General features: G+C 74.2%; 10 protein-coding genes and 2 pseudogenes. 2 read left to right on the top strand and 10 right to left on the bottom strand.

Annotated features, from left to right (window positions below; genetic code table 11):
• Positions 1 to 20: 20 nt before the first annotated feature.
• From ACXNSR_RS38110 to ACXNSR_RS38090, 5 genes are all read right to left on the bottom strand, one after another.
• The gene (locus ACXNSR_RS38110) at positions 21 to 428 is read right to left on the bottom strand and encodes a Cif family virulence factor (protein WP_458639911.1); all 408 of its coding nucleotides are present in this window, start codon (positions 426 to 428) and stop codon (positions 21 to 23) included.
• Between the two features lie 45 nt (positions 429 to 473).
• Positions 474 to 1,265 (bottom strand): class I SAM-dependent methyltransferase, encoded by a 792-nt coding sequence (locus tag ACXNSR_RS38105; protein ID WP_458639910.1) that lies wholly within the window; start codon positions 1,263 to 1,265, stop codon positions 474 to 476.
• A 63-nt stretch (positions 1,266 to 1,328) separates the two neighbouring features.
• On the bottom strand, positions 1,329 to 2,648 hold the full coding sequence (locus ACXNSR_RS38100) for a hypothetical protein (RefSeq protein WP_458639909.1): 1,320 nt from the start codon (positions 2,646 to 2,648) through the stop codon (positions 1,329 to 1,331).
• 150 nt (positions 2,649 to 2,798) lie between these two features.
• On the bottom strand, positions 2,799 to 3,323 hold the full coding sequence (locus ACXNSR_RS38095; protein WP_458639908.1) for a GNAT family N-acetyltransferase: 525 nt from the start codon (positions 3,321 to 3,323) through the stop codon (positions 2,799 to 2,801).
• 36 nt (positions 3,324 to 3,359) lie between these two features.
• Positions 3,360 to 5,459 (bottom strand): SpoIIE family protein phosphatase, encoded by a 2,100-nt coding sequence (locus tag ACXNSR_RS38090; protein ID WP_458639907.1) that lies wholly within the window; start codon positions 5,457 to 5,459, stop codon positions 3,360 to 3,362.
• Positions 5,460 to 5,720: 261 nt separating this feature from the next.
• On the opposite strand from ACXNSR_RS38090, the pseudogene ACXNSR_RS38085 reads away from it, so the two are divergent.
• Positions 5,721 to 6,263 (top strand): annotated as a pseudogene (locus tag ACXNSR_RS38085) (phosphatase PAP2 family protein); the annotation flags it as partial.
• Positions 6,264 to 6,324: 61 nt separating this feature from the next.
• Here the strand turns inward: ACXNSR_RS38085 and ACXNSR_RS38080 are convergent.
• Together ACXNSR_RS38080 and ACXNSR_RS38075 are read right to left on the bottom strand one after the other, a co-directional pair.
• Positions 6,325 to 6,684 (bottom strand): annotated as a pseudogene (locus tag ACXNSR_RS38080) (response regulator); the annotation flags it as partial.
• Positions 6,685 to 6,721: 37 nt separating this feature from the next.
• A complete protein-coding gene (locus tag ACXNSR_RS38075) occupies positions 6,722 to 7,453 on the bottom strand; it encodes a DUF2625 domain-containing protein (protein ID WP_458639906.1) in 732 nt (243 codons plus the stop codon).
• A gap of 102 nt (positions 7,454 to 7,555) precedes the next feature.
• Here ACXNSR_RS38075 and ACXNSR_RS38070 point away from each other — a divergent pair, with 102 nt between their 5' ends.
• A complete protein-coding gene (locus ACXNSR_RS38070; RefSeq protein WP_458639905.1) occupies positions 7,556 to 8,176 on the top strand; it encodes an L-threonylcarbamoyladenylate synthase in 621 nt (206 codons plus the stop codon).
• Positions 8,177 to 8,203: 27 nt separating this feature from the next.
• Here the strand turns inward: ACXNSR_RS38070 and ACXNSR_RS38065 are convergent, their stop codons facing one another.
• Genes ACXNSR_RS38065 through ACXNSR_RS38055 form a run of 3 tightly spaced genes read right to left on the bottom strand, consistent with a single transcriptional unit; the run spans position 8,204 to position 13,371 of the window.
• Positions 8,204 to 10,357: a bifunctional serine/threonine-protein kinase/ABC transporter substrate-binding protein gene (locus ACXNSR_RS38065; RefSeq protein WP_458639904.1), complete on the bottom strand. Its 2,154-nt coding sequence runs from the start codon at positions 10,355 to 10,357 to the stop codon at positions 8,204 to 8,206.
• 6 nt (positions 10,358 to 10,363) lie between these two features.
• On the bottom strand, positions 10,364 to 12,526 hold the full coding sequence (locus ACXNSR_RS38060) for a bifunctional serine/threonine-protein kinase/ABC transporter substrate-binding protein (RefSeq protein ID WP_458639903.1): 2,163 nt from the start codon (positions 12,524 to 12,526) through the stop codon (positions 10,364 to 10,366).
• Positions 12,526 to 13,371: a hypothetical protein gene (locus ACXNSR_RS38055; protein WP_458639902.1), complete on the bottom strand. Its 846-nt coding sequence runs from the start codon at positions 13,369 to 13,371 to the stop codon at positions 12,526 to 12,528. The genes ACXNSR_RS38060 and ACXNSR_RS38055 overlap by 1 nt, the downstream gene beginning before the upstream one ends.
• Positions 13,372 to 13,556: the final 185 nt, after the last annotated feature.

The following is a 13,556-nucleotide window of genomic DNA, read 5'->3' as shown; positions in this document are numbered from 1 at the left end:
TGCGCCCCGGCCGGGCGTGATCAGGGCTGGTGGTCGTACCAGGCGAAGGCCGCGATCCGCCAGCCGTCCGCGGTGCGGACGAACTGGATGGTCTTGGTGCCCGCCCCCTCGAACGGTTCGCCGTCCAGGATCCCGGACTTGCGGTACCCGCCGAACCGCGAGGCGATGTCGCCCGCGATCTGGGTCCGTTCGGAGGTCTCCCACTCGGAGAACTCGGCGAGGCGCCCGCCGGAGGCCAGCAACAGGCGGCGCGGCTCGACGAACTCGTCCACGGTCCAGACCGTGAACTGCGGGCCGGTCATGGTGATCACTCCGCCCGGCAGGACCAGCCGCCGGATCCGGTCCAGATCGGCGGCCTTGCCGCCCCGGTTGTCGAAGGCGCCGAAGAACTCGGCGGTCACCACGTCTATTTCGGCCTTGGACGACATGGCGCGACGATAGCACCGGCGGCTATCCCGTGCGGTGACGCTCCGTCAGACCGCGAGGGCCGTCGTGATCACCAGGGGCGGTCGCGCCCGCTCCGCCGTCCACGCGCGGCCGGCCGCGAAGTCCGCGTCGGCCACGATCAGTGCCTCGTCGACAGTGGGCCGCTGCTGGACGACGCCCCGGAATCCGGCGCGCTCCAGCAGGGTGGGGAGCACTGCGACGGGCCACGCGTGGTTGCGCACCTCCTGCCAGGATCCGTCCGTGCGCCGGAGCCGTACGGTCAGTGCGTCGCCCGGCCCGTACACCGCGCCCGGGTCGCCGATCCGCAGCGAGGCGTACTCCGTGCCGCTGCACGCGGGGTCGGTGGCCAGCAGGACGAACGGGGCGCCCGGCCGCAGCAGCCGGCGGATCTCGGTGAACACGCCGAGCACGGCCTCCTCGGTCGGCAGCGAGGCCAGTACGTGGTTGCACATCACCCCGTCCGCACAGCCGTCCGGAAGGGCGGTCACGCGTCCGTTCACCACCAGGTGGTACCCGGCCACCGCGGTCGCCGAGGCACGGGCCAGCGCCAGCATCTCCGGGGAGGTGTCCACCCCCAGCACCCGTGCCCCCAGCCGCCGCGCCGCCTTGTCGGCCACCTTGCCCGGCCCGCATCCGTAGTCCACCAGGACCTCGCCGGCGCCGATCCGGCGGGTCAGGGCCCGGAAGACGAACGGATACCCGAGCAGCCAGTCCGTGGCCGCCTCCACCGCCGCGAAGGCCCGCGCCCCCGCATCTCCGGACCAGGCGGTGCCGTCCCCGGCACCACCGGTCCCGGGTCCCTCCGGCCTGTCGCTCACCGTCCCACTATCGACCCACCACGGCCGCAGGGCGGGGCAACGACACGGGGCTCCTCCACGGCCTCACGGCAGAGCGGGGGAAACGATCGCGCCCTGGTTCTCGGGGACGGTGACCAGGCCGCGGCACGGCGGGTCCGTGATCACGACCGTGTACGCGTCCTTCGGCGCCGGAGCGGGGACGGACGCGTCGCGCAGGGCCCGAAGCCGCCGCTCGGCACATCCGACCGGAAGCAGGCCCGCCGCATCGGTCTGCGCGTCGATCTCCACCGTGGCGGGGACGTACCGATCCCAGGAGGCGACCTGGGCCGTCCCCTCCTTCGCCTTGTCGCCTCCGTCCTCGTCCGGGGGCAGCCTGCTCGCGTACAGCGCCCCACCGATCAGGGTGCAGAGGACGCCGACCATGATGAGCCGCCGGGCCAGGCGGAACCGTCCGCCCATGAGGAGGACGTTGGCCTCGATCAGGACCTGCTGCCGGTGGCCCAGGTACTCCTTGATGACGGTGTCGTACTCGGCGAGGCGTCTCGCGGCCGTCGCCATCTCCCGTGCTCGGACGGCACGTTCGCGCGCAACGGCGTCTCCGGCGTGGATCTCGTAGTGAAGGGCCTCGGTCACGGCGGCCACCAGCTGCTGTTTGGCCCGGTCGGTCCCCGGAGCACCGATGGCCTCGAGGCGTTGGGTCAGCGTGGCGACGGCGGCGACGTGCGCATCGCATGCCTTGTCGAGCGCGGCCAGGCCCGCTCGTTTCGCCGCCTCCGACCGGGCGGCCCCGAGCTGGTGGTCGTCCAGTTCACCGAGCTTCTCGATCAGCTGCTTCACCGACCTCACGCCGGGGCCGAGGTGAGCGCGGGCGTCATCCCCCTCAAGGGTGTTGCGCAGATTCCACAGGGCTGCTTTCCGGGGCTTCCAGAACCTCGTGGCACGGGTGGGATCGGGAAGGGGGTCGCCCTCCGGACCTCTGGGGATCCGCGCGAGCCTGCGCCCCAGATGTCCCAGGCTGGTAACGGCGGGGCTGAAGACGGTGGAAACGGCGAGGACGGCCAGCGCGATGCCCAGGGCGGCGAGAGCCAGGCCGGTCCACAGCCAGAACAGGTTGACGAACCCGTTCACCTTGCCGATGTTGGTGAAGGGGAGGGAGCCGAAGATCAGCAGGCCGAACGCGGCGAAGACGCTCAGGATCCACATACACGTTTTCTGGTAGGCCTGCCGGGCGCGGCCCGCGACGCTGTTCAGACCACCGGGGTCCAGGCTCATGTCGGTGGCGACCGGTGGCTCCGGGGGCGGCAGTGGCGGAGCCGTCGACGCGGTCTCCTCCGCCGCTTCGCCCGCCAGCTCCTTGGTGAGTGCCTGAAGGGTCTTCGTGACGACTTCAGCCGGGTTCGTCATGGCGCTGCCACCTCTCGCCCCCGCCCGCGGATTCCCTTCCAGCCTTTCCCCGGCGGGCAGGCCCAGTCGCGTGAAGACCGGCGAGATCACCCGTATTCCGTCGAATCGCGTCGCGAACGGCTGGGGCGGCTCCTGTCGGTGCGTGACGGCCTAGAGGTCGATCCAGTAGCGCCGCTTGGGGCCTATCAGGGTTTCGCGGGTGTCCTCGAGTACCCCGCCGTTGCCCTCGATCGTGCGGACCGATGCCTCGTTGTCCGGGTCGCAGGTCAGCAGGACCCGGTCCATGCCCAGGACGCGCGCCTCGTGCAGGACGGCCGCCAGGGCCCAGGTGGCCAGGCCGCGGCGGCGCGCCGAGGGTCTGACGCTGTAGCCGATGTGGCCGCCCGCGTCGAGGAGGAAGCCGTTCAGGTAGTGCCGCAGGTCGATCGCGCCCAGGTACGTGTCGCCCTCGGCGATCCACCAGTACGTGGCATGGACCCGGCCGTGGTCGACCGGCAGGGTGCGGTCCGACTGGCGGTGCAGCCGCTCCACCCAGGCCGCGAAGCCCTCCGGGGTGTCCACTTCGTCGTCGGAGCCGAGCCCGCCGCCGTCCAGGTGGGCGTCCGGTCCCCATTCCCGCTGCGCGGCGAGCCAGGAAGCGTGCAGGCGGGGGGTGGGGGATATGAGCTCGGGCATACCCGGACGATAACAGCCGGCCGGGCCGGGCCACCGCTAGGCCGAGCCCGTCGGCAGGGTCCTGGCGCGGGCGATGACCAGGGCGACGTCGTCGTGGTCGTCCGTGCGGCGCAGGGAGTCCAGGAGGCGGTCGCAGGTCTCCTCCAGCGGGCGCCCGATGTCGGCGAGCAGGGCGAGCAGGAGGTCGAGACGTTCGTCGATGGGCTGGTCGCGGGTTTCGACCAGGCCGTCGGTGTAGAGGACGAGCTGGTCGCCGGGGTCCATGGCGATGGCTGTGGACTCGAAGGGGATGCCGCCCACGCCGAGCGGCGCCCCGGTGGGCAGGTCGAGCAGTCGGGGCCGCCGGCCCGCGCGGATGAGGACCGGGGGCAGGTGTCCGGCGAGGGCGACCCGGCACTGGGCGGCGTGCGGGTCGTAGACGACGTAGACGCACGTGGCGATGGTCTCCTCCAGCGCGGCGGTGGTGTGGTCCAGCTGGTGGAGCACCTGGGGCGGGTCGAGGGCGAGTTCGGCGAGGGTGCGGGTCGCCGTGCGCAGCTGTCCCATGCTGGCGGCGGCGTTGATGCCGCTGCCCATGACGTCTCCGACCACGAGGACGGTGGTGTCGTCCGGTCCGGCGATGGCGTCGAACCAGTCGCCCCCGATCTCGCTGCTGGCCGCGGCGGGCCGGTAGCGGTAGGCGACCTCCAGTCCGGGTGTGGGCGGCGGGTGGTGCGGCAGGAGGTGGTGCTGGAGGGCGAGGGCGGTGTGGTGCGCGTTGCGGTACCAGCGGGCGTTGTCGATGCACACGGCGGCGCGGGCGGCGAGTTCGCCGGCCAGCACGATGTCGTCGTCGTTGAACGGCAGCGGGTTGCGGGTGCGTTTGAGGTCGAGTGCCCCGAGGACCTCGCCGCGGGCGATGAGCGGCACGGCCAGGTAGGAGCGCAGCCCTGCGCGGCTCAGGAGGTCGGCGGCGGTGCTGTCGCGGGCGATGCGCGAGATGTCCTGGGCCTGGACGTGGGCGACGAGGACCGGGTGGCCGGTCGTCACGGACTGGGTGACCAGCCGGTCGGCGGCGTAGCGGGCGATGTCGCCGGGCGGGTCGGCGGCGCGGACGGCGTCGCTGGGGTAGGCGGCCGCGAGGGCCAGCGCCCGGAACACCGCCGGCTCGTGGGCGGAGGACCTCAGGGTCGGCCGGCCTTCGAGGACGGAGTCGAGGATGTCGACGGCGGCGATGTCCGCGAGCTCGGGCACGACGACGTCCGCGAGCTCCCGTGCGGTCTGGTCGAGGTCGAGGGTGGTGCCGATGCGGACGGTGGCGTCCGCGATGAGGGCGAGGCGGCGGCGGCTGCGGGCGATCTCGATGGCCGCCCGGTGACTCTGGGTGACGTCCACCACGGAGGTGGCGAGGCCCAGTACCCGGCCGGTGGCGTCCTCCAGCCGGTAGTACGACACCGACCAGGCGTGTTCGGTGCGGTCTCCGCCGTGGGTGCGGCCGGCCGTGAACTGTTCGAGGAGCGGCGTTCCGGTGGCGAGGACCTGGCGCATCGCCGACTCGGCGGCCTCCGCGTCGTCGAGGAAGGCCAGGGCCTCGCGGACGCCCCGGCCGATGTGCTGCTCGGCGGGCAGCCCGTTGATCCGCTCCAGCGTCGGGTTGACGAGCACGTACCGCAGCTCGGTGTCCAGGACCGCGAGGCCGATCGGGGACTGGGCCACCAGGCGCGCGGACAGGGCGAGGTCGCGCTCGAGCTGGCGCAGCCGGGTGCGGTCGGTCGCGATGCCGAGGGCGTACATTTCGCCGTGCTCGTCGAGCAGCCGCATGTTGCGGAACTCCACCAGGCGGGTGGTGCCGTCCCTGCGCCGTACCGGGAAGGCTCCCGCCCAGTCCCCCGCGCCGCCCATGACGCGCGCGAACAGCTCCGTGACCAGGCCCACGTGCTCGTTGGCGGCCAGCAGCCGGGCGGCTGGACGGCCGAGTGCCTCCTCCGCCGTCCAGCCGAACAGCTGCTCGGCCTGGGGGCTCCACAGCGCGACCCGCCCTTCGGAGTCGAGGACGACCGCCGCGACGTTCAGGACGTCGAGCAGACCGCTCGGCGGCGAGACCCCGGCCATGCCGGGTCGGATCCCACCGGTCCCCGCCCCGTCGATCGCACCCATCGGCGACGCTCCTTCCGGCATCGTCGGCCAGCCGCCGCCCGCCGCCACCCGCCCTGGGGCGGTCCGAGGCGCACGGCTTCCTCTCATCGTGCCCCCGAACCCGGCCGGCAGCGTCCGGAACGGCCCCGCCGGGACCACCGCGCCGTCGCCGCGCGCTCGCCATGCACGCGACGGCGGACACCGCAACCCGACGTTCGTCGGGGGCCGGGCCGGCCGTTCGGCCGGGGCGGACGGACCCCGGCATTCCTACGGTCGGGGCCCATGGAATCGAACACCCGATACGGATGGGCCCGACGGCTGCTGCTCGCCGGCGCGACGGCCGGGGCGGGCACCGCGGCCGTCGCCGGGGCGGCGCCCGGCGGCGCGCTGGGCACGAACGAGCCGGTACACGTCACCGAGGGCGTCTCGGCGACGGCCTACCGGTCGCTCGCCCGGAGTGTGGCCGACGACTGGCCGGCCTGGGCCGGGACGGCCCTGGAGGCGGCGAGCGGGGGCACCGTGCTGCTCCTGGCCCTGCTGCTGCTCTCGCTGGGTCTGCAATCCCTGCGGCGCCGTGACGTGCCGGGCCTGGCCGAGGTGGCCCTGGCGGCCGCCGGGACCGTGGCCGCCTACGCGCTCAGCGAGGCGCTGAAGCTCCTGGTCGACGAGGAACGGCCGTGCCGGGCCGTGGCCGGGGCCCTGGCGGTCGCGCCGTGTCCCGCGCCCGGCGACTGGTCGTTCCCGAGCAATCACGCCACCCTCGCCGCCGCGCTGGCGGTCGGGGTGACGCTCGTACGTCCCCGGCTGGCGGGCCTGGCCCTCCCGGTGGCCGTGGCCGGCGCCCTGCTGCGGGTCCTGGTCGGCGTGCACTATCCGCACGACGCCCACGGGTGCGGGCGGCGGCGCGGCGGTGCGCCCGGGCCCCCGCGCCGTCGGCCGCGAGATGGGCGACGACCCGGGCGGCGACCTTCGGTGACAGGTAGGCGGCGCCGTCGGCGACGGCCCGCACACCGGCCTGCAACTCCTCCGGATCGCCGGACTTGATCAGGAAGCCGGTGGCCCCCTCGCCGAGGGCGCGCAGGATGTAGTCGTCCTCGCCGAAGGTCGTCAGCATCACGACTCCCGTCGCCGGTACGGTCCTTCGTATCTCGGCGGCGGCAGCGATACCGTCCGTGCCCGGCATCCGGATGTCCAGGACGGCCACGTCCGGGCGGTGGTGCTGCACCAGCCGCACCGCCTCGCGGCCGTAGCACTGCCGAAAGTGCGCCTTCGGCCCCGGCCGGTCAGACCGTGCCCATGAATCCCGGGTCGACCCCGTCGAACTGCCGCCCGGTTTCCCGGCCGATGCCCAGCAGCTCCCGCATGGGGACGGCGCGACGGCTGGTCGCCGCCAGGTCGCCACGGCCCTCGGCGGACCACAGGGGCGGGTGGAGCGACAGCCCCCGGCCGCCGTTCAGTTCCGCGACCTCCTCCCGCCACCCGGACCAGCGCAGGTCGGCGTAGAACCGGTCGAGGGCCCCGGACAGCAGCCAGGACAGCCACGCCGAATGGCCGGCCCCGAGCGCCTCCCAGCGCAGCGCGTCGGGGGCGTAGTAGACGATCTCGCCCGGTCCTCCGGGGCGGCCGTCGTCGGCGGGACGCGCGCCGTTCAGGGCGAAGACCCCGCCCAGCACGTCGTACGCCACGACCAGCCCGGCATCCGGGCGCCAGTCGGCGTCGAACGCCGAGGGGAAGGCGTTGGCCCGTGCGAGTCCGGGCAGCCCGCGGGAGCGGTCGTCGGGGGCGGGGCTGCCGAGGACGCGCAGCCAGCCGTCGTCCAGGAGCAGGCCGCCGCAGTGCAGCACCACCGCGCCCAGGTACGACCGCGCCGTGACCTGCAGCTGGAGGAGCGAGGCGCGGGCCAGGTCGGGATCGGCCGGCAGTACCTCGACCGGAACGGCTGCCGCGCCGAGTTCCGCGCTCAGTTCGGGCCAGGCGGGTCCGTCGACGTCGATCAGTTCGTTCAGGGTGCGCATCCGCGCATCGTCGCACCCGTCACCCGCGTACCGGTGGGCAGGGCCGCAGGCGGGTACGGCGGGCGTACCGGTGCCGGGGTCCCGAGCGCGTACGCTCGGCGGATGGCGAAATACTTCGACGTACACCCCGAGAATCCCCAGCGGCGCACCATCGACAGCGTGGTCGACATGATCCGTGGCGGGAAGCTCGTCGCATACCCGACCGACTCCTGCTTCGCTCTGGGCTGCCAGCTGGGCAACCGCGACGGCATCGGCCGGATCCGGTCGATCCGGAACCTGGACGACCGTCACCACTTCACCCTCGTGTGCCAGAACTTCGCGCAGCTGGGCCGGTTCGTACAGATCGACAACGACGTGTTCCGCGCCATCAAGGCGGCGACACCGGGCAGTTACACCTTCATCCTCCCCGCGACCTCGGAGGTGCCGCGCCAGCTGCTGCACCCGAAGAAGAAGACGGTCGGAGTCCGGATTCCCGACCACGTCGTCACGCAGGCCCTGCTCGCCGAGCTCGGCGAGCCGCTGCTCTCCAGCACCCTGCTGCTGCCCGACGAGGCCGAGCCGATGACCCAGGGCTGGGAGATCAAGGAGCGGCTCGACCACGAGGTGGACGCCGTTCTGGACTCGGGTGACTGCGGTACCGAGCCGACCACGGTGATCGACTTCTCCGGCGGCGAGATCGAGATCGTGCGGCGGGGCGCGGGCGACACCACTCGGTTCGAGTAGCCGCGCCGGGGCGCCCGCGGCCCCCGGTCACCGTCCGGCCCCGGGGCTCACGTCCGTGTAGATGCCCAGGTATCGGTAGGCGCCGGACTCGACCTGGTAGAGGTGGGCGGTGCCGGATCTGTTCAGCACGTGCGTGTTGGGGTCGAAGGACAGCGGCTTGGCCAGGCCCTCGTGGGCCGTCCGGAAGATCCGGCGGGTCACGCCCGCCCGGTCCCGCCCCTCCTCCGCCAGGCCGCTCAGGGTCGCGGCGAGCAGTCCCACGGCGTCGTACGCCTCGGTGGCCCAGCGGGCGGGCGGTTGCCCGTACGCGGCGCGGTGGGCGGCGACGAACTCGGCGGCGGCGGGGACGGCCAGCGGGTCGGTGAACAGGGCGGCGAACACCCAGCCGTCGGCGGCCGGACCGGCGTCCGTGAGGAAGGCCGGTTCCATGGCGTGCTGGAGGCCCAGCCGCCGGCCCTGGAATCCGCCCTCGGTCAGGGCGCGGGCCATCCGGGCCGCGCGCTGCGGTGAGGTGCCCGCGTAGACGACGGCCTCGGCCCCGGCCCCGGCCAGCGCCCGTACGGCGCCGTCGAAGTCGGAGGTTCCCGCAGGGATCCGGTGGACGCTGAGCGTGCCCTCCGACGGCGCCGACTGCTGCAGGGCCTTGATGACGGGGTAGGCGGGCTCACCGCCTTCGACGTCCTCCACCAGGCCCGTGCGGTGAACGGGCCGGATCCGGCTGAAGTAGTCGATCACCGCGAGGGCGAGCTGGTCGCCGGCCGGGCGGGTGGCGACCATCTTGCGCCAGCCGTCCCGGGCGGGGGCGGTCTCGGGGCTGTCGGCGGACACCAGCAGCAGGGCGAGATCGGCCGCGTCGCAGGCCCGGACCAGCTCGGGCACGGGGGCGTCCCAGGTGGGGCCGATGAGCGCGAGCACCGCAGGGTCGGCGGCCAGCTCCTTGACCACCTGTGCGGCGCGCGTGGCGTCCCCGCCGTCGTCGGCGACGCGCAGGGCCAGTCGGAACGGGGCGTCCGGACGGCTGTTGTGCCGCTCCACGGCGAGCTTCATGCCGCGTTCGTGCGCCTGGCCGGTCTCCTTGCCGGGCCCGCTCAGGTCGGCCTGCAGGCCGAGGGTGTGGGTGGCGAGCGCGCGGGCGGGCGGCGGTGCCGTGCCGCGGGCCCGGCCGCGGGTGGTGAACCAGGCGACCGGCGCGCCGATGACGGCCAGGCCCGCGCCGGCCCCGAGCAGCCGTCTGCGCGTGAGGCCCCGGCCGGTGGCCCCGGGCACATCGATCCGGGTCGGTTCGGGGACGGGCAGGTCCAGGGCCCTGGTGGAACGTTCGGCGATCAGGCGGGGCAGCGGGGGCGGCAGCCAGTCCTCGCCGTCCGGGCCGGGGAGGTCCCTTCCGAGTACGGCGCACAGCTCGTCCGGGGTCGGCCGGGCCGCCGGGTCCTTCGCCAGGCAGGCCAGCACCGTCTCGAGCAGCTCCGCCGGCAGTCCGGAGAGTTCGGGCTCGTCGTGCACCGTGCGGTAGACCACCGCGGCCGCGTGCCCGCCGCCGAAGGGACCGTGCCCGGTCGCCGCGTACGCCAGGACGCAGCCGAGGGAGAACACGTCGCTCGGGGCGCCCGCCACGGCGCCGTCCGTACGGGCCTGCTCCGGTGCCAGGTATCCCGGGGTGCCGAGGACCGCGTCCACGGCGGTCAGCGTGACCGCGCCCTCGGCGCGCGCGATCCCGAAGTCGATCAGCCGGGGCCCGTCCGGGGCGAGCAGGATGTTGCCGGGTTTGACGTCGCGGTGGACCAGCCCGGCGGCGTGCACCTGCGCCAGTGCCTCGGCGAGCCGGGCGCCCAGGGTCCGTACCGCCCGGACGGGCAGTGGACCGTACCCGCCCACGGCTTCGGCGAGGGAGGGTCCGGGGACGTAGGGGGTGGCCAGCCAGGGTTCGCGCGCCAGGGGGTCGGCGGCGACGACCGGGACCACCCAGCGCCCGGTGAGCTGCCCGGCGGCCTCCACCTCGCGGCGGAACCGGGCGCGGAAGTCCGGGTTCGCGGCGTGGTCGGCGCGGATGACCTTGACGGCGACCAGGGTGCCGGCGGCGGATCGGGCGAGGTACACGGTCCCCATGCCGCCCGAACCGAGGCGTCCCAGCAGCCGGTTGCCGCCGATCGCGGCCGGATCGGCGGGGGTGAGGGGGCGCATCCGGGGCTATCCCGCCGCGGGCTGGACGGCCGGGCCGACGTAGCGCATCCGGCCCCCTTCCACCTGGTGCGTGAAGTAGATGTTGCCCTTGACCTGGCGTCGCTCGTCGAAGGTGTATTCCTTGGTCAGGCCGCGGAAGGTGCCCTGGGTGAGCGCGGTCAGCAGCGCGGCGCGGGTCGGGCGTGCGCCGCCCGCGGCGGCGGTGACCAGCCGGTCGATGATCAGTCCGGTGGCGTCGAAGGCCTCCGCCGTCCAGATGTCGGGGGCGGATCCGTACGCAGCCCGGTGCGCCCGGGTCACCTCCGCGACCTCGGGTGACTCCGGGCCGGTGTACGGGGTGAAGAACTGCCAGCCCTCGGCTGCCTGCCCGGCCGCAGCGAGGAACTCGGGGCCGGCGATGGTGTAGTCGGCCGCCCGGGGGCCCCGGAAACCGGCGGCGGCCAGCAGCCCGGCGACCTTGGCCCCGCCGGCCGGCGTGCCGGTGTAGAAGAGGCCGTCGATGCCGTGGGCGAGCAGATCGGCGACCACCGGGGCGAAATCGGTGGCTCCGCGCGGGACGACGCGCCCGTAGTAGGTGGCCTCGGGTGCGAAGTAGGCGATGGTGCGGCCGATCAGCTGGGCGGCCTGCCAGGTGTCCGTGTCCCCGCCGCGGTCGCTGAGGATGCCCATGCGCCGGACGCCCTGCTTGCCGGCGAGTTGCAGGTTGACGGCGGCCGCCTGGGCCGAGGAGATCGGGCAGCTCTGGAAGAAGCTGCGCCGGTCGGTGACGCTGAAGGTCGTCGCCAGGGCGGACACGGTCACCAGGGGGACGGAGCTCTCGCCGTAGAGCTCCAGGCACGGGATCACGGAGTCGTTGCCGGTGGGGCCGACCACGGCGAACAGGTCGCGGTTGGCGATGAGTCCGGTGGCGGCGGCCGCCGAACGGTCCGCCTTCCCGCCGTCGTCGGCGGTGGCGACGGTGAGCGTGAAGGGCTTGTCCTTGCGGGAGTTGAAGGCGTCGACGGCGAGGCGCACCCCGCGCTCCTGGGCCTGTCCGGCGGCCTTCTGAGGGCCGGAGAGGTCGGCGTGCACACCGATCACCCACTGCCGCGGGGCGTCCGCGGCCGGGGTGCCGGGCTCGTCCCGGTCGCGCAGCGCCAGCCAGGCGGCCAGGCCGCCGCCCGCCGCCAGGACGGCGCCGCCGGAGGCGAGGGCGAGGAACCGCCTGCGGGTGGGCGCCGGCGCGGCCGTGCCGGGCGCGGGGGCGGCGTCCGGGTCGGCGACGGTCTCGTCGATGCCGGGCAGGGCCAGCAGCGCGGCGGCCCGCTCGGCGATGGTGGCGACGACCGGGTCGGGCAGCCAGTCGGTGCCCTCCCCCGGGGTGTCCTCGGTCAGTGCCGCGTCCAGCTCGCGCGCCCCGGGGCGGATGTCGGGGTGCTTGGCGACGCAGGTGCGCAGCAGCGCGGTGAGTTCGGGGTCGGCGAGGACCTCGGGGCCGAAGTCGGGCTCGTCGTGGACGGTGCGGTAGAGCACCGCGTCGACGGTGCCGGTGCCGAAGGGCAGCCGTCCGGTGGCGGCGTAGGCGAGGAGGCAGCCGAGCGAGAAGACGTCGCCGGCCGGTTCGGCGGGGCGGCCCTCGGCCTGCTCGGGCGGGAGGAAGCCGGGGGTGCCGAGGACGGCGCCGGCGGAGGTCAGGGCGGTGTGCTCGCCGCCGCGGGCGATCCCGAAGTCGATCAGCCGGGGCCGGTCCATGCCGAGGAGGACGTTGCCGGGCTTCACGTCGCGGTGTACGAGGCCCTGCTCGTGCATCACCGCGAGGGCCCGGGCCATGGCCTTGCCGAGGATCCGTACGGCTCGCAGCGGGAGCGGGCCGTGGGCCGCGACGGCCTCGGCGAGGGAAGGCCCGGCGACGAAGGAGGTGGCGAGCCACGGTTCGGTCGCGTCCGGGTCGGCGCCGGTGACGCGGACGGCCCACGGGCTGTCCACCTCGGCGGCGATCTCGGCCTCGCGCCGGAAGCGGGCCCGGAAGTCGGCCTCTTCGGCGTACTCCGCACGGATCACCTTGACCGCGGCGAGCGCGCCGTCGTCGGTCCGGCCGAGGTAGACGACGCCCATGCCGCCGGCGCCGAGGCGCCCGAGGAGCCGGTGGCCGCCGATCCGGGAGGGGTCCGAGGGATGGAGCGGCTCCATCAGCCCGCCGCCTTTCCGAGCTCCTGCTTGGCCAGGTACATCATCTGGCCGGTGCCCTTGGCCACGTAGGCGTTCAGGTCGTCGTCGGTGACGCCCTGTGCGCCCTTGGCCGCGATGGCCACGGTGACGGGTCCGAACTGCGCCTGGGACCAGGTGTAGGGGTAGGGGCCGCCGTCCGCGCCGACGTACTTGCCGGATTCGGTGAAGGCGTCCTCGGTCCATTCGTTCATCTGCTCGCCGAGGTAGAGGGCGCCTCCCCACAGGCTCTTGAGCTCCTCGCCCTCACGCAGTTTCTGGTCCGGGCACCGCAGCACCTCTTCCATGGCGCGGGCGGTCTCCCAGCCGGATTCCTCGCGGTTGTGGTGGACGGTGACCGTGGCGTTGATCCGCACCCGGCCGCGGCCGCCCCCGGCGGGGATGTGGAAGTGGCGGGTGCTCGTGGCGAGTACGTCGTCCGGCAGGCCCTCGGTCTGCCAGACGCAGCTCTCGTCGAGCACGGGCCAGCGGCCCGGACCGCTCTCGAACGGGGCACTGCGCACCACCTCGGGCCCGAGGTCCTGTTCGGCGACGATGATCCGGCCGAGCAGGTCACGGGCCTCGGCTGCCGTCCTCGGCTGCTTGGACTCGTCGACCGGGGGCATCGGGATCGGGACGGCACCGCTCGGCCGGGCAGCCGGAGTGCTCGCGCCGGGGCTGCCCGTGCCCTGCGTGGCGGATGCCCCGGGCGTGCCGCTCGCCGCGCCGTCCTTCGACGTACCGTCGGCCGCGCAGCCCGCGACGAGGAACAGACCAGCCACCGCGCAGCCGCAGGCGCGCAGGACGGCCTTCCCCCTGTTCTCTCCCACCAGTCCCCCCACGGCACGGATGTTACCCCGCCACGGGCACGCCTAACTGGCTTACGGAAAACGGATGTTGATGCCAGCCCCGGCGACCGGACGGGCGGTGCCGATCGGGCGGCCAAAGACAAACCGGTCCACCGGTATGTAACGCACCGCGACCGGGCATGTTCCTAGAGCGTCAATCCATGGGG

This window comes from Streptomyces sp. NC-S4 (assembly GCF_054353315.1).
This window is presented reverse-complemented; position numbering and strand designations above follow the sequence as displayed.